The sequence below is a fragment of the Enteractinococcus helveticum genome, assembly GCF_001657475.1.
GTDB classification, from domain to species: domain Bacteria; phylum Actinomycetota; class Actinomycetes; order Actinomycetales; family Micrococcaceae; genus Yaniella; species Yaniella helvetica.
This window is the reverse complement of record NZ_LXEY01000115.1, coordinates 1-22,491: the sequence shown is the minus strand read 5'-3', so window position 1 is coordinate 22,491 and position 22,491 is coordinate 1. Positions and strand designations below refer to the sequence as shown.

Genomic DNA, 22,491 nt, shown 5'->3' with positions numbered 1-22,491 from the left:
GATCCCTTTATACGTCTTGCACTGCTGAGCCGCTAGCAACTTGTAGCGCTTGCTGTAGCGTGAATTGGCCAGCATACAGGGCTTTACCGATGATCGCACCTTCAATTCCTTGGTCAACCATCTGCGTGAGCTCTTCAATATCCTTGAGGACAGAAATGCCACCTGAGGCGATGACTGGTTTGCCAGTTTTCTGAGCAATCTGCCCCAGCAGCTGAGTATTCGGTCCGGTCAGGGTGCCATCTTTCGTAATGTCAGTGACCACATACCGAGCACAGCCTGCTGCCTCAAGCTGGTCGAGGACATCCCACAGGTTGCCACCTTCTTCGACCCAACCACGAGTGGCTAATTTCTCACCACGAACGTCAAGTCCGACGGCGATTTTGTCACCGAATTGATCGATGACTTTTGCTGTCCATTCTGGATTTTCTAGTGCGGCGGTCCCCAGATTCACTCGGGTAGCGCCCATTGCTAATGCTTCTTCTAATGAAGCATCGTCGCGCAAGCCGCCTGAGAGTTCGATTTTGATGCCCAGCTCGCCGGTAATCCGACGAATGATTTCACGGTTGTTGCCGTGGCCGAAGGCCGCGTCAAGGTCCACCAAGTGGAGCCATTCAGCGCCAGCTTCCTGCCAACCAAGGGCTGCGTCAAAGGGATCACCGTAGTTTGTGGCGGTGCCATATTCCCCTTGCACCAGGCGCACGGCTTGGCCATCCTGAACATCAACGGCCGGTAGAAGTTGTAGTGGGGTGGTCATAGATTCTCCAAAATTAGTTAGCCCAAGGGATGGTGAGGAATGCTGCGAGAATGGCTAAAGCGCCGAGGATGATGAAAGAAACACGGACCCATATTGGCGCCTTTTGACGATGAAGGGACCAGGCGCCACCGATGAGGATGCCGCCCAGTGCCAGTAATAATGTGGACCACCATGGCATCAGAAACTACCCATCCAATTCTCTAAAACGGTCAGGCCAGCGCGACCTGATAACTCAGGATGGAATTGGACACCGACAAGCGGCCCATTTTCCACCGCCGCAATAAAATCGCCGTCATGGTAACCCCACGATACTTGCGGTGGCACCATGGATTCGATGCTCTGATCGAATTCCCATTCAAGAACGGCATATGAATGTGAGAAGTAGTAGCGTTCGTCGGCGAGACCAGCTAACAGTACGGTGTCGGCAGCAGGACGGACTTCACTCCAGCCGATATGTGGCACTGCCTCGGTTGGCAGTTTTTTCACTGTGCCTGGCCATTCCCCCATGCCCTCATGCTTGCCGAATTCTTCGGAAGCATCAAATAGGTACTGGTGCCCGACACAAATGCCGAGCACGGGGCGTCCACCAGCCACGCGTTGTCCCACCCAGCGGGGAATGCTGAGTTGTTCCATGGCTTTCTTGGAGGCACCGAATGCTCCGTTGCCAGGCAGGATCATTCCATCGGCGGCAAGCAGCGGTTGACCTTCAGAGGTCACAACGACGTCAGCACCCAGATGTTCCAGAGCGTTCACTAAAGATCCCAGATTGCCAATGCCATAATCTGCCACGGCAATGGTTGGTTTGGTCTGCGACACTACAGAGCACCCTTAGTGGATGGGATGCCCTCAACGCGTGGATCATCCTCGATTGCCTGACGTAAAGCCCGAGCTAATGCCTTGAATTGCACTTCGACGATATGGTGTGGATCCCGTCCGCGCAGCAAATCGATGTGTACGTTAATGGCGGCGTGGAATGTGAATGATTCAAACACATGGCGTGTCATCGCACCCGTGAAGTGTCCCCCAATCAGGTGATACACCTGGGCTTCTGATTCGCCTTCGTGCACGAAGTAGGGGCGTCCTGAAAGATCCACAGTGGCTCTGGCAAGGGCTTCATCCATCGGGATCGTGGCTTCGCCATAGCGGCGGATACCTCGTTTGTCGCCCAGGGCTACTTTGAAAACTTCTCCGAGAGTAATCGCCACATCTTCTACGGTGTGATGGACATCGATATGCGTGTCGCCAGTAGCTTGCACCGTTAGGTCCATGAGCGAGTGGCGGCTAAGCGCATCGAGCATATGATCGTAAAACGGTACACCGGTGGAGATCTTTGATGTCCCCGTGCCATCAAGGTCGAGTTCAACGTAAACATCGGACTCGGATGTTGTGCGTTTCATCGATGCTTTACGACCGGAGATCAGTTCAGCTGCCATTGAGGTCAGGAAACTCCTTATTCGACAATTAATTCGGTGCGATTCTTAAGTGTAATCGTCACCAGGTCTGACAAACTATTTTAGGCACCAATTACTTCCCGCAGCGCAACAAGAAACGCCGTAGTTTCTTCCTCGGTGCCGGCGGTCACTCGCAGGTGATGTGGGATGCCCACATCTCGAATGAGCACACCGCGATCCAGCAGTCCCTGCCAGATTGCGTGAGCGTCTTCGAACCAGCCGAAAAATACAAAGTTGGAATCTGACACTGCAGGTTTCAGACCCATCTGTCGGAGTTCATCGACGATTCGGTTCCGTTGAGCCTTAATCTCGTCGACTGTCGCTAAGAGAACATCAACGTGTTGGAGGGCAGCATTTGCTGCTGCCTGGGTGATGGCTGACAAGTGATAAGGCAATCTGACAAGCCGGAGAGCGTCAGTGACCTGTGGCGATGTAGCCAAGTAGCCAACTCTGGCGCCGGCCAAAGCAAAAGCTTTAGACATCGTGCGTGAAATAATTAACCGCTCTCGCCCGTCAAGGAGAGTCAGGGCAGATTTAGTAGTGTCGAGGGAAAATTCTTCATAGGCTTCATCGACAACCACTATGGTGTTGAACTCTTGACTGGCCTCATAGACCGCTTCCACGACGTCGAGTCCTAGTGCCGTGCCGGTGGGGTTATTGGGCGAGCACAAGAACACAATATTTGGTTGTGTGTCTTTGACCTGTTGGGCAGCAGATTCTGGGCTGAGGGTAAAGTCGTCCGCTCGGATTCCAGCGATGTATTCAGTGTTCGTACCGGATGCGAGCAGCGGGTACATCGAATAGGTCGGCGGAAAGCTCAAGATTTTACGATCAGGTCCGCCAAATGCCTGCAGAATTTGCTGTAACACTTCATTGGACCCATTCGCAGCCCAAATATTATCTTCGGTAAGCCCATGGCCAAGATAGCTTGCCAGGCGTTGACGTAGCTCTGTGAATTCACGATCAGGATAACGGTTCAGCGAAGCCGCAGCGTCAAGCACTGCAGCACCAATGGCATCCACGACAACTTGTGGTACCGGATGCGTGTTCTCATTGGTGTTGAGGAGATGCTGGACCTCCAGCTGCGGGGCACCATATGGCGACTGTCCGCGCAAATTGTCGCGAAGCGGTAATGCTTCCAATGCAGTGGTACTGGCCTGTTCTTGCTGATTAGTCACGGCAATAAGCATAGCCTGGGTCGAACTCACAAAACTGAGAGTGACGCCACGGGCTGATCGCTAGTCCTGTTCAACGGGAACAAAAAGCCTCTGACCAATTTTCAAGTCAGATGTTTCTAGATCGTTATACGTCATGATTTGTTCCAAAACGGCGGCACGATCATTGTTTTGTGCCAAGCGAGACGAAATTTCCCACAGCGTGTCCCCAGGTTGCACCACGATCATCTGATATACCCCGGAAGATTGCTCATCAGCGGCAATAGCCGGAGCAATAGGCTGCTGAAACCACACGGTTGCCAACAGCATTGCGAACACGGCCAACGCCACGCACGCTAAGAACAAGCGGATGACAAGAACGCCCCGAGGGGTCGCTCTGAGGTTTTTGGTCAATGACGGGTGGTTGCTCATCGAAAACCCACCTTCTGTTGTCTGAATCATCATGGTCATGACTCATTGAAACAACTAGGTAGGACACTGTAAGCCGTTCAGGCCAAGCGACGTGCGATGTCACCGCCGATATCAACTGTCAATAGAGGAGTACCGTGGACGAGAACTAGTTTCCTTTTCGGAGTCCGACGGAAAGACTCTCGAGGCTCTTGATGACTTGTTTGAGTGACCCGGTAGACCAAAAATCTGGCATGGAGGCTCGGAGGAATCCACTGTATCCGGCGGTCGCCAGACGCGAGTCCAGAACAGCAACAACTCCACGATCTGACGTCGATCGGATCAGACGCCCAGCACCTTGAGCTAGCCGAACGGCGGCATGGCTAGCCGATACCGCCATAAATCCGTTACCACCACGTTGGCTGATGTATCGGGCACGTGCTGAGGCAAGTGGGTCATCTGGGCGAGGGAATGGAAGCCGGTCAATTGTTACCAGGCGGAGGGTCTCACCGGGGACGTCGACCCCCTGCCACAAGGTCAGTGTGCCAAAGAGACAGGCTCGTGGGTCTTCGGTGAACTCATCGATGAGTCCCGACAGTGTTGATTCCCCTTGCACCAGAATGTTGAGTTTGTCCCCAAAGCGCAGACGCATCTCATCGGCGGCAGCCTTTGCGGCACTACGAGAGGAAAACAGGCATAAGCCTCCCCCATCTGAAGCAGCTAACAGTTGCTCGAGCCGCTCATGCGATTGGGCAGAAGGTTGCGGACCTGGTTTGGGCAAATCATCGGCGACATACAGGATTCCCTGTCTGGGATAGTCAAAAGGACTGCCCACGTCCAGGGTCTTATATTTGGCACCACCGTTAAGGGTGAACCCTAAATCACCGGTTATAGCATCAAACTTGCCTCCAACGGTCAGCGTCGCCGACGTCAAGATCGTTGTGGATTCGTTGAGCAATTTATCTCGGAATTTTCCAGCAATCGATAGTGGCGCTGCATACAGCAACGGTGCTGCATGCGGATCAGCTTCCACCCATCCTTGGCCAGGTTCAAAATGTGATGGGCGAGTCGCCCAAACGACCGTGTCGCCCTTGGGCTGTGAGCCAGCGGAGATGAGTTGTTCGGTGGTCTCCAAAATTTCTGTGAGACGGTTTTTGACCAACTGGCGATTCGACTCTTCGGTTTCGGTGCCACCGTTACCTTTGAGATCGCTGAGCATTTGTCGTGTCTCGTCCCGAACGCTTTCTAAAGCTGTTAATTGGTGTTCATTGAGGCCCTGAGCAAACCACCCGGTCGGTGCCGAAGCAAAAGCCGCTTCCATCGAGGCGGCCGCATCAGTGAGGTCCGTAGCAACGACTGCTGCTTCTTGCCTTGCTTGTTTCGCTGCACTTCGAATCATGGACGCAGACAGATGCAACGTCACTGCCGATGTCACGCGGTCCATGAGTTCGTGGGCCTCGTCGATAATAATCGCATCAGCCTCGGGCATGATGTTGAGGTCTTCGAACGCAGCGATGGCCAGCATCGCATGGTTGGTCACGATGATGTCGGATTCGGCTGCAGCCTGACGGGCCAGTTCCGAAAAGCATTCTTCAGCGAATGGACATTTGCTAGCACCGATACACTCGCGGGCCGATACCGATACTTGACGCCAGGCTTCGTCGGTAACCCCGGGTTTCAGATCGTCGCGATCTCCGGTGGCGGTTTCTTCTGCCCACGAACGCAGCCGAATGACTTCTTCGCCAAGCTGGGATAGCGGTTGGCCCACGACATCGGTGGTCGTTAGCAAACTGTCATCTTCGGTCTCGATCACAGCACCGTGCAGTTTGTGTTTGCACACGTAGTTGGCGCGGCCTTTCAGGAGCGCCACATCGATGCTGCGTGGTAAGGCCGGTTCCAGGGTGTCCAGTAGTCGCGGGATGTCGCGGCTAATGATCTGGCTTTGCAGCGCAAGGGTTGCGGTAGCGATGACCACTGGTGACTCGCTGGCCAGTGTGTAATCGATGGCGGGAATCAAATAGGCCAGGGACTTACCAGTACCGGTCCCAGCCTGCACGACCAGATGGGTCCCGGTTTGAAGTGCGCTGGCAACTTCAGTCGCCATGAGTTGTTGGCCTGGACGGGTTTGCCCACCGAGTTCGGCAACGGCATCAGCCAGCCATTCGCTAACTTGCGTTTGGCTGGCTGTGGTGGTTACCGGTTGATTACCGGACATAGCTTAAGTAGTGATCCTTATCCTCTGGATACACCAGCACGGTCAAGGCGGTGCCTTCAGGCTCATAGGTTTCGGCCAGAATTTCGGTGTCATCCGAGTGTAGTCGGTTCACGACGTCGCCGTCGGTATATGGCACCAGCAGATCCATGTGAACACTGGGTCGTGGCAATCCCTGGGCGATGGCCACTTCGAGTTCTGGGAACCCTTCCCCGGTCGCCGCAGAGACGACAAGTGCATTGGGGTATCGGCGCCGTAGTCGCGCTAAAACCATAGGATCTGCGGCATCTGCTTTGTTGAAGACGATGAGCTCTTGGATATCAGCAATATTGGTGTCAAGAAACACCTGATGGACTGCTTCGATCTGAGCTTCTGGTTCAGGATGTGATGCGTCCACGACGTGTAAGATCATGTCCGCTTCATCCACTTCTTCCAGCGTGGAGCGGAAGGCCTCAACCAATTGTGTTGGCAGCTGGCGCACAAAACCAACAGTGTCCGACAATGTGTAGGCGATTCCATCGTCGGTTTGGGCTGCACGAACCGTTGGATCCAGGGTTGCGAACAAGGCGTTTTCGACCAGGACGCCTGCTTTGGTCAGCCTGTTGAGGATGGATGATTTTCCTGCGTTGGTGTACCCAGCAATTGCCACCGATGGGATTTGGTTGCGACGACGACGCGCGCGCTTTGTTCGGCGAGCGCTTTCCATGTGCTTGATATCGCGACGCAACTTCGCCATCCGGTCACGAATGCGACGTCGGTCTAATTCGATTTTCGTTTCACCAGGACCGCGCGATCCAATACCGGCACCGCCGGCGGCCTGACCACCGGCTTGCCTAGACATTGACTCACCCCAACCACGCAGGCGAGGCAACAGGTATTCCAGCTGGGCTAGTTCAACTTGGGCTTTACCTTCTTTGGACTGTGCGTGTTGCGCAAAAATATCCAAGATCAGCGCCGTGCGGTCGATGACTTTCACCCCGACGACATCTTCTAATCCACGGCGTTGCGATGGGGCCAGCTCAGTATCGACGATGACCGTATCAGCGCCTTGTTCTTGTACGATATCTCGCAGTTGTTGTGCTTTACCGCGGCCCAGAAACGTTGCGGGATCAGGTGCGTGCCGACGCTGAATAATGCCGTCGAGTACTGTCGACCCAGCTGTATGGGCTAGAGCAGCAAGTTCTTGAAGTGAGTGCTCTGCTTCAGTTGCGGAACCGTCAGTCCATAGGCCTGCCAGGACGACTTTTTCCAAACGAAGTTTACGATATTCGACTTCTGTGATGTCATCGAGTTCAGTTGACAAACCCTGCACACGCCGCAGCGCATGGCGCTGTTCAAGATCAAACTGATCACCATCAAATGCAGTGTGGTTCGACCCTCCTTCGTCCAGCGCTTGAGCGCCCGTAGAACGAGAGTCCTCGACCGCACTTGTATGCGAAGCCTTCGCATCATCGGCGGACAAGATTCTGTTGATCAGCGCTTTGACCTGCTCATCAACTTGAGGATCAGAGGGTTCGCGTGGTGTGACCATTTTCTCCTTGTTCAGAGGCTTTTCCTTACGTTGTAGTATGTCACATTTACTGTCATTAAGCCCATGATCTCGGGCTTTTCGTGGGGAAATCGTGGTGATTTTTCTATCAAATACATCTGTCTATGACAACAGCATGCAGGGAGGAAGTATTCCAGTTGACACACCGTTCCAACACGGTTCTGCGCAGCAGCGAATGTCCGGAACGTACTACACTACAAAGACGATGAATGAGCACTATTTTTCTTCCAGTCCGTCTGGCCAAGATCGTCGGCGTGTAGTCGATGTCGAGCTTGCCGGACAAGATGTTCAAGTTGAGACCTCTGGCAGCATCTTTTCACCCGATGGGGTGGATCGCGGGACACGCGTCCTCTTGGATGTCGTAGCTGATCCGCCTGCCACGGGAGAATTCCTCGATATTGGGTCGGGATGGGGTCCCATGGCGCTGACGATGGGGTTACTGTCGCCCGGTGCGGAGATCACGGCCGTAGAGGTCAATGAACGCGCAGCAATGCTGACCCAAGCAAACGCTGTACGTCTAGGGATCGACAACATCACGGTCCAACACCCGGACGACGTTTTTGCAGGTGCAACTTTCGATGTGATCTGGTCAAACCCCCCGATTCGAATTGGTAAGACTGCCCTACATGGCATCTTGACCCGGTGGTTGCCTACTCTCAAACCGGGCGGCCAAGCGTGGCTCGTAGTGGCCAAGAAACTCGGCGCTGATTCTTTGTTGCCTTGGATACAGTCCATGCTCGATGCGAAGGCACCTGGCGAATTCTCGGTTCGTCGGGCTGCTACAGAAAAAGGCTTTCGAGTACTACTTGTGGAGCGCGTCTCATAACCGACCAACAAACGCCGTTGAGAGCGTTGCGAAGGTAGATATTCGTTGTCCTTCGTGAAGTTGCACCACGATGTCACCGCATGGTGTTGACACGTTCCACAAGCTCAGTTGTGTCAATCCCGTCCACAGTTGGAAGGCAATTGTCGCGGATGCTGCTGCCGTGGCCAGGTCACAGATGCCATGACCTGCTTGGTGATGTCGCAACACTAATTGGCCGATGCCTTCCACCACAAGCGGATCGTGCGGCACAACGAAATTTACCCCGGTGGGTTCCGGGGCTTCTGGTTCAATCGATGGGGCTTGTACTAGGTCGATGCCCTCTAGTTCCTCTAAAGACTCCACCGCTACCGTGACGTGCAGGTTTTGAGCTCGGATACTCAAGCCTGGTCGTGGGTCCGTTAGTCCTGCTGCCATGACCAAAGCGTCAGAGCCTGCTGCGCTTGCAGTCTCGGGTACTTCGTATGACCACTGGCCAATATCAACACCTACATAGGCAGGGGTGTAAACCGTAGTAATGATGCCTGACGACGAGCTGAAGACGTGGTGCGATGTGTCTGCATTCGCTATCTTCTCCCAGGCTGCCAATGCATAAGTTGCAACACGGGCTGCTTCTGTCAGATGCTGCATCGGCGTTCCATCAGCCATCCAGGCTTCTAAGCGAAGCGTTGGGTGCCCGTGTAATGGTGGAGCCGTGGTAACCAGCACCACTCCAACAGCACCGACGCCAGTGGAACGATTGCACAGCCAAACAATATGTTCCGAGGTCAGTTCGAAGCGCTGGGTTGGTTCGTCAATGACAATCCAGTCGCCTGTCGGACCTGTGATTTTTATAAATTGCTCACCGGCTAGGTCTTCTCGCATGCCCTGTCGACGGACTTGCGGTGTGGACTGCGAAACATTCATATCGTCAGCCTAGCTGGATTCTACGAGACGGATGATATCGGCCAGCGCATGGTCAGATTGTGGGTCGATCCAATGCACACGGGGGTCGGCTTTAAACCAGGTTTCTTGGCGGCGGGCGAAGCGTCGGGTGGAGACGATGGTCGAGTCGATAGCTTCTTGCAAACTGATTGTGCCACTGAGATGCTCTAGCATTTGGCGATATCCGATGGCGCGGGATGCTGTTGGCGCTAGTTCTAAGCCGTGGGCTTGTAAATTTTCTACTTCTTCGAGCCAACCGCCTTCTACCATGTTGTACACGCGTTGTTCTATACGTTCATGCAGGTGGGGACGGTCGATGCTCAGGCCAATTTGTACCACGGGAGGTATGTCGGGGTGGTATTGGCGCTTGGGCATGAACGAGCTAAATGTGCGTCCAGTGAGTCGGTGCACCTCTATGGCTCGGATTATCCGACGGTCGTCCTGAAGACGCTGCGCTGATGCCGGGTCGACTCGACGAAGCTCATCGACGAGCGGTCCTATTCCTTCTTGTTCAACCTGTGCAGTGAGACCTTGCCGTAGAGCACGGTCAGTAGGTGGAAACTCAAGTGTGTCGAGGGCTGCCCGGACATAGAGGCCTGAGCCTCCTGTCAGGATTGGCGCCTGAGACCGGGATCTAATCTCATCAATGGTCGTTCGTGCCAACGTTTGAAAGGTCGCCACGCTGGCATCAACCTGAAGGTCGTAGATGTCCAACAGGTGGTGAGCAATCCCCTGGCGTTCATCGACGGTAGCTTTGGCCGTGCCAATGTCCATACCTCGATAAAACTGCATGGAATCAGCATTGATGATCTCACCGCCAAGAACCTTGGCCAAAGCAATCGCCAGGGCAGTCTTTCCTGTGGCGGTAGCCCCAACGAACGCTACAACGGGCTGCTTATCCAATGCGAAGGCTTGGCAGTCCGAGGTTCACGCCACCTGCTGGAGCGACAGTACCGGTACCGCAAGAGTCGGCCTGAGCTCGATCCCATGCATCTCCCGCACGTGAGGGTCGTAAATGATACTGTGTGGCAGCTGTTGGATCAGCGATGAGGTGGTATGGGTGTGATTCGGTAATGGGTACCGTTACAAAATCTCCAGGGCGCGGTGCTTGTGCGCCCTCTGGGATGCTGAAGTGAACCAGGCGGTTGTCGGGCGCCCGACCGGTGAGACGTCCGGTCTGTCCACCTCGACTACCCGCATCGTTTGTTACTAGCAGCTCTTGAGATGTACCAACGAGTTTTGCAGATTCTTCTGCCGCGATACGGTCTTGCAGAGCCACGAGCCGTTCAAAACGTTCCTGCACAACATCTTTGGGAATTTGATCTTCCATGTCCGCCGCGGGTGTTCCAGCTCGTGGGGAATATTGAAAGGTATATGCCATCGAGAAACGTGAAGCTTCGACCACTTCGAGGGTTTGCTGAAAATCAGCTTCTGTCTCGCCAGGAAAGCCAACGATAATATCTGTAGTTACCGCAGCGTGTGGGATGCGTTCGCGGACCTTGTCCAGGATCCCAAGGAAGCGCTTGGAACGATAGGATCTCCGCATGGCCTTCAAAATGGAGTCGGATCCCGACTGCAACGGCATATGCAATTGTGGCATCACGTTCGGTGTTTCGGCCATGGCATCGATGACATCATCGGTAAAGGAGGCTGGGTGTGGGCTAGTAAACCTGACTCGTTCCAGTCCATCGATTTCACCGGTGGCGCGCAGGAGTTTAGAAAATGCCTGACGATCCCGAAACTCTACCCCGTATGTATTGACGTTTTGCCCCAGGAGGGTAACTTCGACAGCGCCGTCATCAACCAGCGCTTGGACCTCGGCCAAAATGTCTCCGGGTCGACGATCTTTTTCTTTTCCTCGAAGAGACGGGACGATGCAGAACGTACAAGTGTTGTTGCAACCTACTGAAATAGACACCCAGCCGGAGTAGCTAGATTCACGCTTTGTAGGCAAAGTCGACGGGAACGTTTCTAGAGCCTCCAGGAGTTCGACCTGGGCCTCATCATTATGGCGTGACCGGTTCAAAAGAACTGGCAACGAGCCGATATTATGCGTTCCAAACACTACATCGACCCAAGGCGCACGTTTGACAATCGTATCCTGGTCTTTTTGTGCAAGACACCCTCCAACGGCGATTTGCATGCCGGGGTGTTCATCCTTAGTGACCTTGAGATTTCCGAGGTGACCGTATAGCCGGTTTGCAGCATTTTCTCGAACTGCGCACGTGTTGAAGACAACAAGATCAGGAGTCGACTCGTCACCTGCAGGAACGTACCCGTTGGTTTCCAACAGGCCAGAAATGCGTTCTGAATCATGCACATTCATTTGGCAACCGAACGTGCGGATTTCATACGAGCGTGGTGTTGCGATGTCGGCTACGGCTTCAGTCACGATATTCATTTCATTCGTCTAGGGGGTCAAGGTCATCAGCATCCAAAGCAGTAGTCACCACGTTGAATGCCACGCCTGGTGCATACCCTTTTCTGGAGAGCATGCCGACCAGGCGTCGCACTATTCTATCGCGTTGCTGACGCGATTCTGGATCTGTTGAATCAGGCACAGTTGTCCGAGACAATTTCCGCATAACCAAGTCATGAGCGGCTGTCCATTCGTCCTCGTCAGAGACTTGCTCGAGAGCTAGGGCAGCCTCGTCATCGGCGATGCCACGCTGACGCAATTCCATGCTCAGAGCTCTGCGCGCCAGGCCTTTCGAACGATGTCGTGAACGGACCCAGCTTTCGGCAAATGCTGCATCGTCTATGAGCTCAACTTCTTCGAAGCGGTCCAGTACCTCTTCAACCACGTTGTCAGCGATGTCGCGACCCCGAAGTTTCTCGGCAAGTTGATGCCGAGTTTTCGGTGCAGCTGACAGTTGGCGCAACACAATATTGCGCGCAGCTTGGTGCTGGTCCGCTTCGAGGTCGTCTTGATCACTCATAGAGGTTAGGCATCCTCAACAGCTTTCAATGCAACTTCTTCGTCCCCCTCTTCCACTTTGGTCCCAATGCCCAGAGCGGCCTTAATACGATCTTCAATCTCAACTGCTAGATCTGGATTGTCTTTGAGGAATCGGCGAGAGTTCTCTTTACCTTGACCGAGCTGATCACCATCGTAGGTGTACCATGCACCGGACTTGCGCACGATGTTGTGATCCACGCCCATGTCCAGCAGACCACCTTCACGGGATATTCCTTCACCGTAAAGAATGTCGAATTCAGCCTGCTTAAATGGCGGGGCCATCTTGTTTTTGACGATCTTGGCTCGCGTACGGTTACCAACAGGCTCGCCAGCTTGTTTCAGTGTCTCAATGCGGCGAATGTCAATTCGAACGGAGGCATAGAATTTCAGTGCTTTACCGCCAGTTGTGGTTTCCGGCGAACCAAAGAACACGCCAATTTTTTCACGTAACTGGTTAATAAAGATGGCAGTAGTCTTGGACTGCGCAAGACGGCCAGTGATCTTTCGTAGCGCCTGGGACATAAGTCGCGCTTGAAGACCTACGTGACTGTCACCCATTTCACCTTCGATTTCGGCTCGTGGGACGAGTGCAGCCACAGAGTCGATAACAACGATGTCCAGTGCACCGGACCCGATGAGCATATCCATGATTTCGAGCGCTTGTTCACCGGTATCAGGCTGTGAGACAAGCAGCGCGTCAGTGTCGACACCAAGCTTTTTGGCATATTCAGGGTCAAGTGCGTGTTCAGCATCGATGAATGCAGCAATACCACCCTGACGCTGCGCCTCTGCTACAGCGTGCAACGCAATAGTCGTCTTACCCGACGATTCTGGGCCATAGACTTCTACCACACGGCCGCGTGGTAAACCGCCTATCCCTAAAGCAACATCGAGGGCAACCGAACCGGTCGGAATGACTTCAATTGGCGTCCGAACTTCGTCCCCCAGACGCATGATTGAACCTTTGCCGTAGCTCTTGTCAATTTGCGCAAGGGCTGCCTCAAGGGCTTTTTCGCGGTTTGAATCTGAAGACATTCGTCTACTCCTTGAATTGTTAATGACAAGTCTTACGACCTGCTGTCATGCTCCAAAGTCTATGATGTCGCACGGACACGATAAGCCGTACGAAACACCTTGTGGAAAACTGTGTGAAACAAGAGCATTTAGCGGCAACCTGTGGATAAATTTTACCGCCTTTGGGCAAGGTATTCGAGCCCAGCTTGATGTGTGTCGGACACCTGCCATGCCGCGACTAGAACGTATCGGTATCTCGAGGAGCTTTATCTTTACCTAAGCGACGTTCCGTCGGAATGTCGTGTAAGTCGCACACGGCCTGCCAGACAACCCTTGCGTCTACGCCTGCCGACAGCGCCTCTTGGGCGGTTGCCTTCAGACCTGGCAGTTCTAATGAAGATGCGATGACACCAGCATTGGCTGAACCGAACTCATCCTCTAGCAAGATCCAGAAATGGGAGTGTCGCATGAGTGTCCTCGATTAGGGGTGAGAAAAGTGAAAGCCGTAAGCCTCATACAATCGTACGAGGCTTACGGCCTGGTTCAAAGCTTATGAACGCTCGGCAGGTTCACTAGCGTTTTGCTAGATGGTCACCACGGTGATACCCGTGGCCCTGCTGTTGCTGCTTGGCATAACGGTGGGCCAGTTCAGCCGGAATAGTATCTGGAATCTGAACGGCCTCTTCTACCGCAATACGATCTGACACTTCACGAAGCATGACCGACAGTGGAATATCCAGTGCTGCGGTAATGGCGCTGAGGAGTTCGGAAGAAGCTTCCTTTTGGCCACGTTCAACTTCGGAGAGATAGCCCAATGAAACGCGTGCATCGTGTGAGACTTCGCGGAGGGTTCGACCCTGGCGCTGGCGAACGTCACGAAGGACGTACCCAATTTCTTCACGCAGCACGGGCATGGTGGGCTCCTTGGCTTCGTTCTGCTGGCTCATTGTTTCGCCAGCCTTCAGCCAGCGAGTCACGCCATTTACAACAACGGGTTCTCTCATCATCATTAACCACCATCTCCTGTATAAATTCTGAATCCTGCTGAGAAGCGGAATTCAAAGACCTTCCACCATTAGACAACGCACCTGTTGTCGAATTTGTTCCCGGATGGATCAATTTCTTTAAATTTTTTCCCAAAATACCCGTTTTTGTGATAGAAAGCACGTTTTCTGAGAAATTTCGGCGACTTATATCACATGCATTCTTGACGCCACCAGTCCTTAGTTGTCCTGTGCTAACCATTCTCCCACGAGCCGTAAGCTCGCTGCCACTGCAGCTCGTCGTATCTGGTCGCGATTGCCCTCAAAACGCAGTAATCTCGCAGTCGACTGTTCGGCCGTCGACAGGGCGATGAAAACGATGCCGACGGCTTTTCCTTCAGACGGTTCAGGTCCAGCCACCCCGGTGGTGGAAATTCCGACGTCTGCTCGAAAGCGGTCCCGAGCACCCTTGGCCATTTGTTTTGCCGTTTCGGCATCCACAGCGCCACGTGCAGCTAAGGTATCGGCCGACACCCCGAGTAAGCGGTGTTTGATGCCGTTGTTATACGCAACAACACCACCTTGAAGCACTGCGGAGGCCCCAGGCACGTCGGCCAATGTTGAACTCAACATCCCGGCGGTTAACGACTCAGCCGTGGCGATAGTTAAATCTTTTTTTTTCAACTGTGCAACAATGTCGTGCGCACTGACATTTTGGATACTAGAAGCGTTCATACAGGTGTGTTCTATTCGTCGAGGGTGGGTTCTTCTTTCGGAGCGCGGATAGCTTTGATCACATAATCCAGGCCAGTGACCAACGTCACCAGCATGGCAGCCATGACCAGCACCCAGCCCAACCAAAGCCACCACGTGCCGACAAATGTCGACAGCGGCAGCAGCAGTATCAAGATGGCTGCAGTTTGCAGCACGGTCTTGATCTTGCCGCCGCGGCTGGCGGGCATGACGCGTGTCCGAAGCATGGCGATTCGCATCACGGTGATGCCCCATTCGCGCAGCAAGATGACGATGGTGATCCACCACCAGATTTCACCAAGCAGTGACATGGTGATCCATGCTGCACCGGTCAGGAACTTATCGGCAATAGGGTCAGCGATCTTGCCGAAGTTAGTGACGATGCCTCGTGACCGTGCGATATCGCCGTCGAGTTTGTCCGTGTACATTGCAACAGCGAAGATGGCCACCGCGATCCAACGGGCCGTCATGGAATCTTCACCGAAGGTGCCGGACTCCCACAGCGCCCAGATGAAAAATGGAACCAGCAAGATCCGAAGCGTGGTCAATGCATTGGGAAGATTCCATGAACTTATCTGCCCGTTAGTTGCCATGCGTCCTCTGATTCGCTGTCGTCAATTGGGTCATAGTAGTCGGCATCATCGGTCTCGATCGGGGTGTCGAAAGCCTCCGTAATCCCCTCCGTTGACGATGCCCCGGTGGGCTGCGGCACGTCTTCGCCCTTAATGTTGGCGATGACGGCGGCCAGGTCATCAGGCTTCACAAGCACATCACGCGCTTTGGATCCTTCGGAAGGTCCTACGACTCCGCGGGATTCCATCAGGTCCATGAGACGGCCTGCTCGTGCAAAACCAACCCGCAGTTTGCGTTGCAGCATCGAGGTGGAGCCGAACTGGGACGTAACGACCAGCTCCACGGCCTGCAACAAGTCTTCCAAATCGTCGCCAATGTCCTCGTCGATGACTTTTGCTTGTTTTTCTGGAATAACATCTTCGCGGTATTGGACCTGCATCTGAGATTTGACGTGATCGACCACGTCCCGGATCTCCGATTCATTGACCCAGGCACCCTGAACACGCATGGGTTTGGATTTGCCCATCGGCAGGAACAGCGCATCGCCTTGACCTAGAAGCTTTTCGGCTCCTGGCTGGTCAAGCACTACACGGGAGTCGGTGACCGAGGAGGTCGCAAACGCCATGCGCGATGGCACATTGGCTTTGATCAGCCCGGTGACGACGTCCACGGATGGACGCTGCGTTGCCAGCACGAGGTGAATACCCGCGGCACGCGCGAGCTGAGTAATGCGCACGACAGCGTCTTCGACGTCGCGCGGGGCAACCATCATCAGGTCAGCTAGCTCGTCAATGATGACCAGTAAGTATGGGTATGGCTTCAGTTTGCGTTTGGAGTCCGGTGGTAGTGTCACCTTGCCGGCTCGTACCGCCTTGTTAAAGTCATCAATGTGCTTATATCCAAAGGCTGCCAGGTCGTCGTAGCGCGTGTCCATTTCTTGGACGACCCATTGCAGTGCTTCTGAGGCTTTCTTGGGATCAGTGATGATCGGTGTGACCAGGTGGGGCACGCCTTCATAAATGGTCAGCTCCACGCGCTTGGGGTCGACCAAAACCATTCGGACATCATCGGGAGTGGCTCGGGTCAGAACCGAGGTGATCATCGAGTTGATAAATGCAGATTTACCGGCACCGGTGGCACCGGCCACCAGCAGGTGCGGCATTTTGGCAAGGTTGGCCATGATGTAGCCGCCCTCAACGTCTTTTCCGACACCCATCACCATCGGATGGTCAGTTTTTCGTGCGGCATTGGAGCGCAAGACATCGCCCAGTGAGACGATCTCTTTGTCGGTGTTCGGAATTTCCACACCGATGGCTGACTTACCCGGAATCGGTGACAATACCCGGACATCCGTGGAGGCAACCGCGTAGGCAATGTTGCGTTCTAGGTTCGTAACCTTTTCGACTTTGGTGCCCGGAGCTACTTCAACTTCATAGCGAGTAACCGTTGGCCCACGGGAGAACCCGGTGACTTCGGCATCAACCTTGAACTGTGTGAATACGGTGTCGAGGGCATCAACCACTCGATCATTGGCCTCAGACCGTTGTTTCGGTGGCGGTCCAGCTGGCAGCATCTCCAGGCTTGGCAACGTGTAGGTAACGTCGCCATCCAGTTCGAGTTGTTCGGTACGTGCCGGGATTGGTGGCAGGTCCACTGGTTTAGCAACCTCGGTGGCGGGCACGTGTTTGGTACTCTCCCCCAGGCCGGCTTTTTCTCGCGCTTCTTGCAGGGCAAGTTCATCGGCGGTTGGACGACGCACGCCCGGTGGAATCACCGGTTCGGTTGCGTCCTGCGCAGCTTCAGCGCTGAGGGCTCCCACCTCCTGGGTAGCTGCATCTGCCGAGGATTCTTCGTCGTCGAACAGGGAGCCGAAGTCCATGACCTGGGTGTGCTTATTGGCTTTTGGCCGAGGGACAGCAGCGGGTGCTTCGTCTTCATCGGTCAGAATTTCAACCGCCGGTTTTTCATCATCAATAACGGCGGTAGCGTAGGCTTCATCGCCAACCAGTGGCTGGTCGGTCGCATCCGTGTCATCAGCGCCTTTGCGTCCAAAGAGTCTGGCGAAGAACCCTGGACGCTTTTGAGCTGGCTCAGCTCGACGATCATGTTCATACAGATACGACTGATCATGGTCGGCATGGGTGCGTTCTGGTGCATCATATTCTTGTACTTCACCCGACGTTTCAGCTTCCTGACCGGTCAACCAGCGATATGCACCGGCAAGCCGGGCGGGAATCTTGCCGAGCGGGGTGGCGGTGATAACCAAGATGGAGAAGAAAGCGACCACGACCATCAGGATCCATACCGGGATAGTGGTCACCAGCGCGGCCAATGGATCCACGACCAGATAGCCCAAGACTCCCCCGGAATTGAGCTTGTCTTCCATCGTGGCGCCCATGGAAGGGTTATCGAAGACCAACTGGCTGATACCGGAGCCGGAGATAGTGGCAAACAGGAGGCCAAAAAAGATCCGCCCGTTGGCGCTGTGTTGTTGCGGGAAGCGGAAGAACCGGGCCGCAATGATAACTAACACAAGCGGCAGCAGAATCGAGAACCAGCCGAAGGTGCCTGCCACGATGTGGAAAATGATCGACCCGACAATAGGCTCACTGGCGGGTGCCCACCAGAACGTCCAGGCGACAACCAGTGCCAGGACCAGCACAAATAAGCCGGTGCCGTCGCGGCGCTGCTCAACGGGGATGTGCACATCTGGCCCCATTTTTCGCACTGCGCCACCAAATGGTGTGGCCAGCCCTGACCAGAAGCGAGTAATCGCCCGCACGAGCCAGGGCTGGGTGGTTTCAGTTACGTTATACGGTGTGTCTTCCGTTGTCGTAGAAGTCTTCTTCGTTTTCGAAGTTGAGGTCTTCTTCGACGAACGGTCGGGGGAAGTACGTTTCGCCATACCACCTAGGCTACCGCTTTTGACCGGTTATGGTCGCATTCAGGTATCCTCGCCGCTAATTCCTAGGATTCAATGATGATTGGGACGATCATGGAACGACGACGCAGTTTCCGTGCGACCCAAGACCCCAGGGTTCGACGCATCATCTGTTGCAATTGGTGTTTGCTGTGTTCCTTATCGGATGCTGCAGCGTCGTTCAAGACTTTGACGAGCTTGGGTTTGATCGCATCAAAGACGCCAGAATCTTCTGCCACACCACGGGAGTGAATTTCCGGTCCTGACACGACGGTGCGAGTTCCCCGGTCGATAACAGCGATGACCGAGATGAAACCTTCTTCACCCAGAACTTGGCGGTCTTTGAGGTCGTCTTCAGTCACATCACCGATTGAGCGACCATCCACATAGACATATTCAGACTGGACTTCGCCGACTTGGCGGGCCACCCCATCGACAAGATCAATCACGCCGCCGTCATTGGTGATGATGACGTTGTCTTTGGCAAGTCCGGTTGCCTCGGCAATCCGTCCATTAGCGATCAAGTGGCGCATTTCGCCGTGGATAGGCATCACATTTTTTGGCTGGACGATGTTGTAGCAGTACAGCAGTTCACCCTCGGATGCGTGGCCCGAGACGTGAACGTGCGCGTTGCCCTTGTGAATGACATGCGCGCCGAGTTTCATCAGGCCGTTGATCACTCGAGTGACGGCATTTTCGTTGCCAGGAATAAGCGAGGAGGCCAAGATGACCAGGTCATCTTCTTGGATGGTGATTTGGCGGTGTTCATCGTTGGCCATGCGTGACAGGGCCGCCATCGGCTCGCCCTGTGAACCCGTGGACATCAGCACGACTTCGTCGTCCGCATAGTCGTTGACGTGTTTGAGATCAATCAGAGTGTTCTCTGGAATATTCAGGTACCCTAATTGGGCTGCGATGCCCATGTTGTTGACCATGGACCGGCCCACGAAGGCGACTTTACGGCCGTGTCGTACTGCGGCATCCAGGACTTGTTGGACGCGGTGTACGTGTGAGGCAAACGAGGCCACAATGACACGGCGTTGTGCTTTGCCAATGTAGTTCTCTAATACCGGACCGATATCTTTTTCGGTCGGTGTGAAGCCCGGGACCTCCGCGTTGGTCGAGTCGGTCATGAATAAATCCACGCCCTCTTCGCCGAGGCGAGCAAAAGCGCGAAGGTCGGTGATGCGTCCGTCCAGCGGTAGCTGGTCCATTTTGAAGTCACCGGTGTGCAGAATGGTGCCGGCTTCAGTGCGAATGGCAATCGCCAGCGAGTCCGGAATCGAGTGGTTGACGGCAATGAATTCCAGATCGAACGGTCCGAGTTGTTCGCGGCCGCCGTCCTGAGCTTCCAGCGTGAATGCTTTGATCCGGTGCTGCTGCAACTTGGATTCCACCAGGGCCAAAGTGAGCTGGGAACCGATCAACGGGATCTCTGGGTTCAGACGCAGCAAATAGGGCACCGCGCCAATGTGGTCCTCATGACCGTGGGTCAAGACGATTGCGACAACGTCGTCGAGCCGGTCTCTGATGTATTCGAAGTCCGGCAGAATCAGGTCCACCCCGGGCTGGACTTCTTCGGGGAATAGGACCCCGGCGTCAACGATGAGTAATTTACCGTTGAGTTCGAAGACCGTCATGTTGCGCCCGACATCCCCCAACCCGCCGAGTGGCACAATGCGGCAGGTGCCGCGATGAAGCTTGGGTGGGTAGGACAAAACGGGTGTTTCTTCGGTCATGGTCGGGTAATTCCTCCGATGAAGTATCAAGTCGTAAAGTGTGAGTGTGAATTAAAAGGTGATGCCGCCTGCTGCAAGATCCGCCTTGATAATGGCGGCTTCCTCGTCGTTGACGGCGACCAGTGGCAGCCGGACGCGTGGGGACGGAATAATGCCCTGCCAGTGCAGCACGGTTTTTGCTGCTACGGCGCCCTGCACGTGGGTCATGATCGCGCGCTGGATGGGATCAAGTTCAAAGTGTTTGGCACGCGCTGTCGCAAAGTCACCGGCATTGGCGGCGTCGACGAGTTCACGATAGGTGCCCGGGGTTACGTGGCCGGTGACTGATACGACGCCGACGGCGCCTGCGGCCATCAGAGGTAAGGTCAGACCGTCGTCGCCGGAATATACCAGCAGGTCGGTATTGGCGAGCACAATCGTGGTGGATTGGTAGTCGGCCTTGGCATCTTTGAGGGCCACAATATTGGGGTGTTCAGCCAGGGCTACGATGGTTTCAGGTTCGATAGGCATAACTGAACGGCCCGGAATGTCATAGAGCATAACGGGTAGGTCTGTGGATGACGCAATGTGTTCAAAGTGCGCTTTGATCCCGGCCTGGTTCGGCTTGTTGTAATACGGGGTGACCAGCAACAAGCCATCGACGCCGGCGACTGCGGCGCGCTGGGAAAGATGTGCTGAGTGTGCGGTATCGTTCATGCCGGTCCCGGCGATGACCTTGGCACGTCCACCCACGGCTTCTACAACGGCTTCAAAGACCTTGATGTTCTCATCATCAGTCAGGGTTGAGGTTTCACCGGTCGTGCCGGTCACCACAAGACCATCGGCACCATTATCAACCAGATGAGTTGCCAAAGACTGTGCGGCGTCTACATCAAGTTCGCCGTCATCGGTGAATGGTGTCACCATAGCTGGGATCATGGTGCCAAAGAAGGGTTCGGTCATAGAAGCGTCACCAATCCGTGTCGTTGAGGGTGTCTGACTCATAGCTTCAAGCCTACCTGTGAGAAAGTAAGAAAACACCATAGGTCATACAAAGACACTGTGTGTGGTCCACTGCCTAGCAGAAAGTGCTGTACTGATGTCTCGACTAACGAAACCCGGTACGTCGCGAAAGACGAAATCCGGTCGAATCACCGGCTTGGACACGGCCCGTGGGGTCGCCATCTTGGGGATGATCGCCACTCATATTTTTCCACTCATCTATCTCGATGCCTCCGAGATGAACGCGTCCCCAACCTGGGCAGGCTGGGCTTTTACCGGGGTGTCGTCGGCCCTGTTCGTCGTCCTGGCTGGGGTGGGGCTGAGCATTTTGACGGCTAACACCACACACGTCAGGGCTACCCGGCTGCAATTGACCGTTCGGGCGCTGGTGCTGATGTTGATCGGGTTGCTGTTGGGCCTGGTGGAATCCTATGTTGCCATCATTTTGGTCCACTACGGCGTCATGTTCCTGTTGGCGATGTGGTTCATCACGTTGTCGCGTAAGGCTTTGACGATCACCGCGGTGACGTGGCTAGTGGTCTCACCCATCATTCACGGGGTATTTACCCGTTTCATGCAACTCCAAGCGGGTGGAACCATAGTCTATGCCGAACAATGGCGGCTCTGGACCTCGCCGACACCTGTTGATGTGTTTACCCAACCGTTGCTGACGTTATGGGACTTGTTGTTCACTGGCTACTATCCGGTGATTTCATTCTTTGGTTACGTGTTGGTGGGTATGGCCATTGGTCGTTCCGATCTGGCCAAGAAGTCCACGGCACTGTTTCTACTCATTGCAGGCGCCGTCACCTATGTGGTGTGTCGGGGTGTCTCTGCCTGGTTGCTCACCGATGACGCTTACGTTGCTCAGATCGCTCACGCCACGGGGGTGGCCACCGATGAGGTCAGCATGTATGCGGCGACCGGTTCCGTGATGGATACATCGTTGCTGATGGGTGCTCCGGAGTGGTTCGGGCTGGCAGTCCCCCACTCCGGGGCCCCGTTGGATATTTATTCGACGGCAGGTGCAGCAGCGGCGGCCATCGGGTTTTTCGTGTTGCTCTCGCGCAGCAGGATCATGTCCAAGATCATATTTCCACTGACTGCAACCGGCACGATCGCGCTGACGGCCTATTCATTGCACATCATCTTGCGCGGTCTATGGCCTTCGAGCTGGGATGAGCCGCTGGCGGTGGGTGATCCGGCTTGGGCCGATGTGTGGATCATGCTGTTGGTCCACTGGGGTATCGTCATCGCCCTGGGCGTCATTCTCAAGCTGTTTGGCGTGCGCGGA

General features: G+C 54.6%; 22 protein-coding genes. 2 read left to right on the top strand and 20 right to left on the bottom strand.

Annotation, left to right across the window (positions count from 1 at the left end; all coding sequences use genetic code 11):
- Positions 1 to 7: 7 nt before the first annotated feature.
- The 8 genes from priA to hflX all read right to left on the bottom strand — a co-directional run bounded on the left by priA (position 8) and on the right by hflX (position 7,510).
- Positions 8 to 754 (bottom strand): bifunctional 1-(5-phosphoribosyl)-5-((5-phosphoribosylamino)methylideneamino)imidazole-4-carboxamide isomerase/phosphoribosylanthranilate isomerase PriA, encoded by a 747-nt coding sequence (priA, locus tag A6F49_RS16245; protein ID WP_043055718.1) that lies wholly within the window; start codon positions 752 to 754, stop codon positions 8 to 10.
- A 13-nt stretch (positions 755 to 767) separates the two neighbouring features.
- A complete protein-coding gene (locus A6F49_RS18240; protein ID WP_162840623.1) occupies positions 768 to 932 on the bottom strand; it encodes a hypothetical protein in 165 nt (54 codons plus the stop codon).
- On the bottom strand, positions 932 to 1,570 hold the full coding sequence (gene hisH / locus A6F49_RS16240) for an imidazole glycerol phosphate synthase subunit HisH (RefSeq protein ID WP_043055717.1): 639 nt from the start codon (positions 1,568 to 1,570) through the stop codon (positions 932 to 934). The genes A6F49_RS18240 and hisH overlap by 1 nt, the downstream gene beginning before the upstream one ends.
- Positions 1,570 to 2,187 (bottom strand): imidazoleglycerol-phosphate dehydratase HisB, encoded by a 618-nt coding sequence (gene hisB / locus A6F49_RS16235; protein WP_043055716.1) that lies wholly within the window; start codon positions 2,185 to 2,187, stop codon positions 1,570 to 1,572. The genes hisH and hisB overlap by 1 nt, the downstream gene beginning before the upstream one ends.
- 80 nt (positions 2,188 to 2,267) lie before the next feature.
- Positions 2,268 to 3,383, bottom strand: coding sequence for a histidinol-phosphate transaminase (locus A6F49_RS16230; RefSeq protein ID WP_043055744.1), 1,116 nt, complete (start codon positions 3,381 to 3,383; stop codon positions 2,268 to 2,270).
- Positions 3,384 to 3,443: 60 nt separating this feature from the next.
- On the bottom strand, positions 3,444 to 3,824 hold the full coding sequence (locus A6F49_RS16225) for a LysM peptidoglycan-binding domain-containing protein (protein ID WP_161485839.1): 381 nt from the start codon (positions 3,822 to 3,824) through the stop codon (positions 3,444 to 3,446).
- A 112-nt stretch (positions 3,825 to 3,936) separates the two neighbouring features.
- Positions 3,937 to 5,982 (bottom strand): ATP-dependent DNA helicase, encoded by a 2,046-nt coding sequence (locus A6F49_RS16220; RefSeq protein ID WP_043055714.1) that lies wholly within the window; start codon positions 5,980 to 5,982, stop codon positions 3,937 to 3,939.
- Complete coding sequence (gene hflX / locus A6F49_RS16215; protein WP_043055713.1) at positions 5,972 to 7,510, bottom strand: GTPase HflX; 1,539 nt, start codon at positions 7,508 to 7,510, stop codon at positions 5,972 to 5,974. Before hflX ends, A6F49_RS16220 begins: the two co-directional genes overlap by 11 nt.
- Before the next feature lie 223 nt (positions 7,511 to 7,733).
- Here hflX and A6F49_RS16210 point away from each other — a divergent pair, with 223 nt between their 5' ends.
- Positions 7,734 to 8,354 (top strand): class I SAM-dependent methyltransferase, encoded by a 621-nt coding sequence (locus A6F49_RS16210; RefSeq protein ID WP_043055712.1) that lies wholly within the window; start codon positions 7,734 to 7,736, stop codon positions 8,352 to 8,354.
- On the opposite strand, the gene A6F49_RS16205 is transcribed toward A6F49_RS16210, so the two are convergent.
- From A6F49_RS16205 to dapA, 12 genes are all read right to left on the bottom strand, one after another.
- Complete coding sequence (locus A6F49_RS16205; RefSeq protein ID WP_052499980.1) at positions 8,349 to 9,257, bottom strand: diaminopimelate epimerase; 909 nt, start codon at positions 9,255 to 9,257, stop codon at positions 8,349 to 8,351. The two genes, A6F49_RS16210 and A6F49_RS16205, sit on opposite strands and share 6 nt — an antisense overlap.
- Positions 9,258 to 9,266: 9 nt before the next feature.
- Positions 9,267 to 10,178 carry a tRNA (adenosine(37)-N6)-dimethylallyltransferase MiaA gene (gene miaA / locus A6F49_RS16200; protein WP_043055711.1) on the bottom strand — a complete coding sequence of 304 codons (912 nt, stop codon included), beginning with the start codon at positions 10,176 to 10,178 and terminating at the stop codon, positions 9,267 to 9,269.
- Entirely contained in the window at positions 10,171 to 11,667 is a 1,497-nt protein-coding gene (miaB, locus tag A6F49_RS16195; RefSeq protein WP_268751233.1) for a tRNA (N6-isopentenyl adenosine(37)-C2)-methylthiotransferase MiaB, read from the bottom strand. The genes miaA and miaB overlap by 8 nt, the downstream gene beginning before the upstream one ends.
- A 10-nt stretch (positions 11,668 to 11,677) precedes the next feature.
- Positions 11,678 to 12,214, bottom strand: coding sequence for a regulatory protein RecX (locus A6F49_RS16190; RefSeq protein ID WP_043055709.1), 537 nt, complete (start codon positions 12,212 to 12,214; stop codon positions 11,678 to 11,680).
- 5 nt (positions 12,215 to 12,219) lie between these two features.
- On the bottom strand, positions 12,220 to 13,269 hold the full coding sequence (gene recA / locus A6F49_RS16185; RefSeq protein WP_043055708.1) for a recombinase RecA: 1,050 nt from the start codon (positions 13,267 to 13,269) through the stop codon (positions 12,220 to 12,222).
- 217 nt (positions 13,270 to 13,486) lie between these two features.
- Complete coding sequence (locus A6F49_RS16180; protein WP_043055707.1) at positions 13,487 to 13,717, bottom strand: DUF3046 domain-containing protein; 231 nt, start codon at positions 13,715 to 13,717, stop codon at positions 13,487 to 13,489.
- A 103-nt stretch (positions 13,718 to 13,820) separates the two neighbouring features.
- A complete protein-coding gene (locus tag A6F49_RS16175) occupies positions 13,821 to 14,255 on the bottom strand; it encodes a helix-turn-helix domain-containing protein (protein WP_043055742.1) in 435 nt (144 codons plus the stop codon).
- Between the two features lie 216 nt (positions 14,256 to 14,471).
- Positions 14,472 to 14,966, bottom strand: a complete 495-nt coding sequence (locus tag A6F49_RS16170) for a CinA family protein (protein WP_043055706.1) — start codon at positions 14,964 to 14,966, stop codon at positions 14,472 to 14,474.
- A gap of 11 nt (positions 14,967 to 14,977) precedes the next feature.
- The gene (gene pgsA, locus A6F49_RS16165) at positions 14,978 to 15,577 is read right to left on the bottom strand and encodes a CDP-diacylglycerol--glycerol-3-phosphate 3-phosphatidyltransferase (RefSeq protein WP_043055741.1); all 600 of its coding nucleotides are present in this window, start codon (positions 15,575 to 15,577) and stop codon (positions 14,978 to 14,980) included.
- The gene (locus A6F49_RS16160; protein WP_043055705.1) at positions 15,556 to 18,462 is read right to left on the bottom strand and encodes an FtsK/SpoIIIE family DNA translocase; all 2,907 of its coding nucleotides are present in this window, start codon (positions 18,460 to 18,462) and stop codon (positions 15,556 to 15,558) included. The genes pgsA and A6F49_RS16160 overlap by 22 nt, the downstream gene beginning before the upstream one ends.
- Before the next feature lie 62 nt (positions 18,463 to 18,524).
- Entirely contained in the window at positions 18,525 to 20,216 is a 1,692-nt protein-coding gene (locus tag A6F49_RS16155) for a ribonuclease J (RefSeq protein WP_043055704.1), read from the bottom strand.
- Between the two features lie 51 nt (positions 20,217 to 20,267).
- On the bottom strand, positions 20,268 to 21,173 hold the full coding sequence (dapA, locus tag A6F49_RS16150; protein ID WP_407643849.1) for a 4-hydroxy-tetrahydrodipicolinate synthase: 906 nt from the start codon (positions 21,171 to 21,173) through the stop codon (positions 20,268 to 20,270).
- 121 nt (positions 21,174 to 21,294) lie between these two features.
- On the opposite strand from dapA, the gene A6F49_RS17900 reads away from it, so the two are divergent.
- Positions 21,295 to 22,491, top strand: a 1,197-nt coding sequence (locus A6F49_RS17900) for a heparan-alpha-glucosaminide N-acetyltransferase domain-containing protein (protein ID WP_043055702.1), incomplete at its 3' end; no start/stop codon positions are given.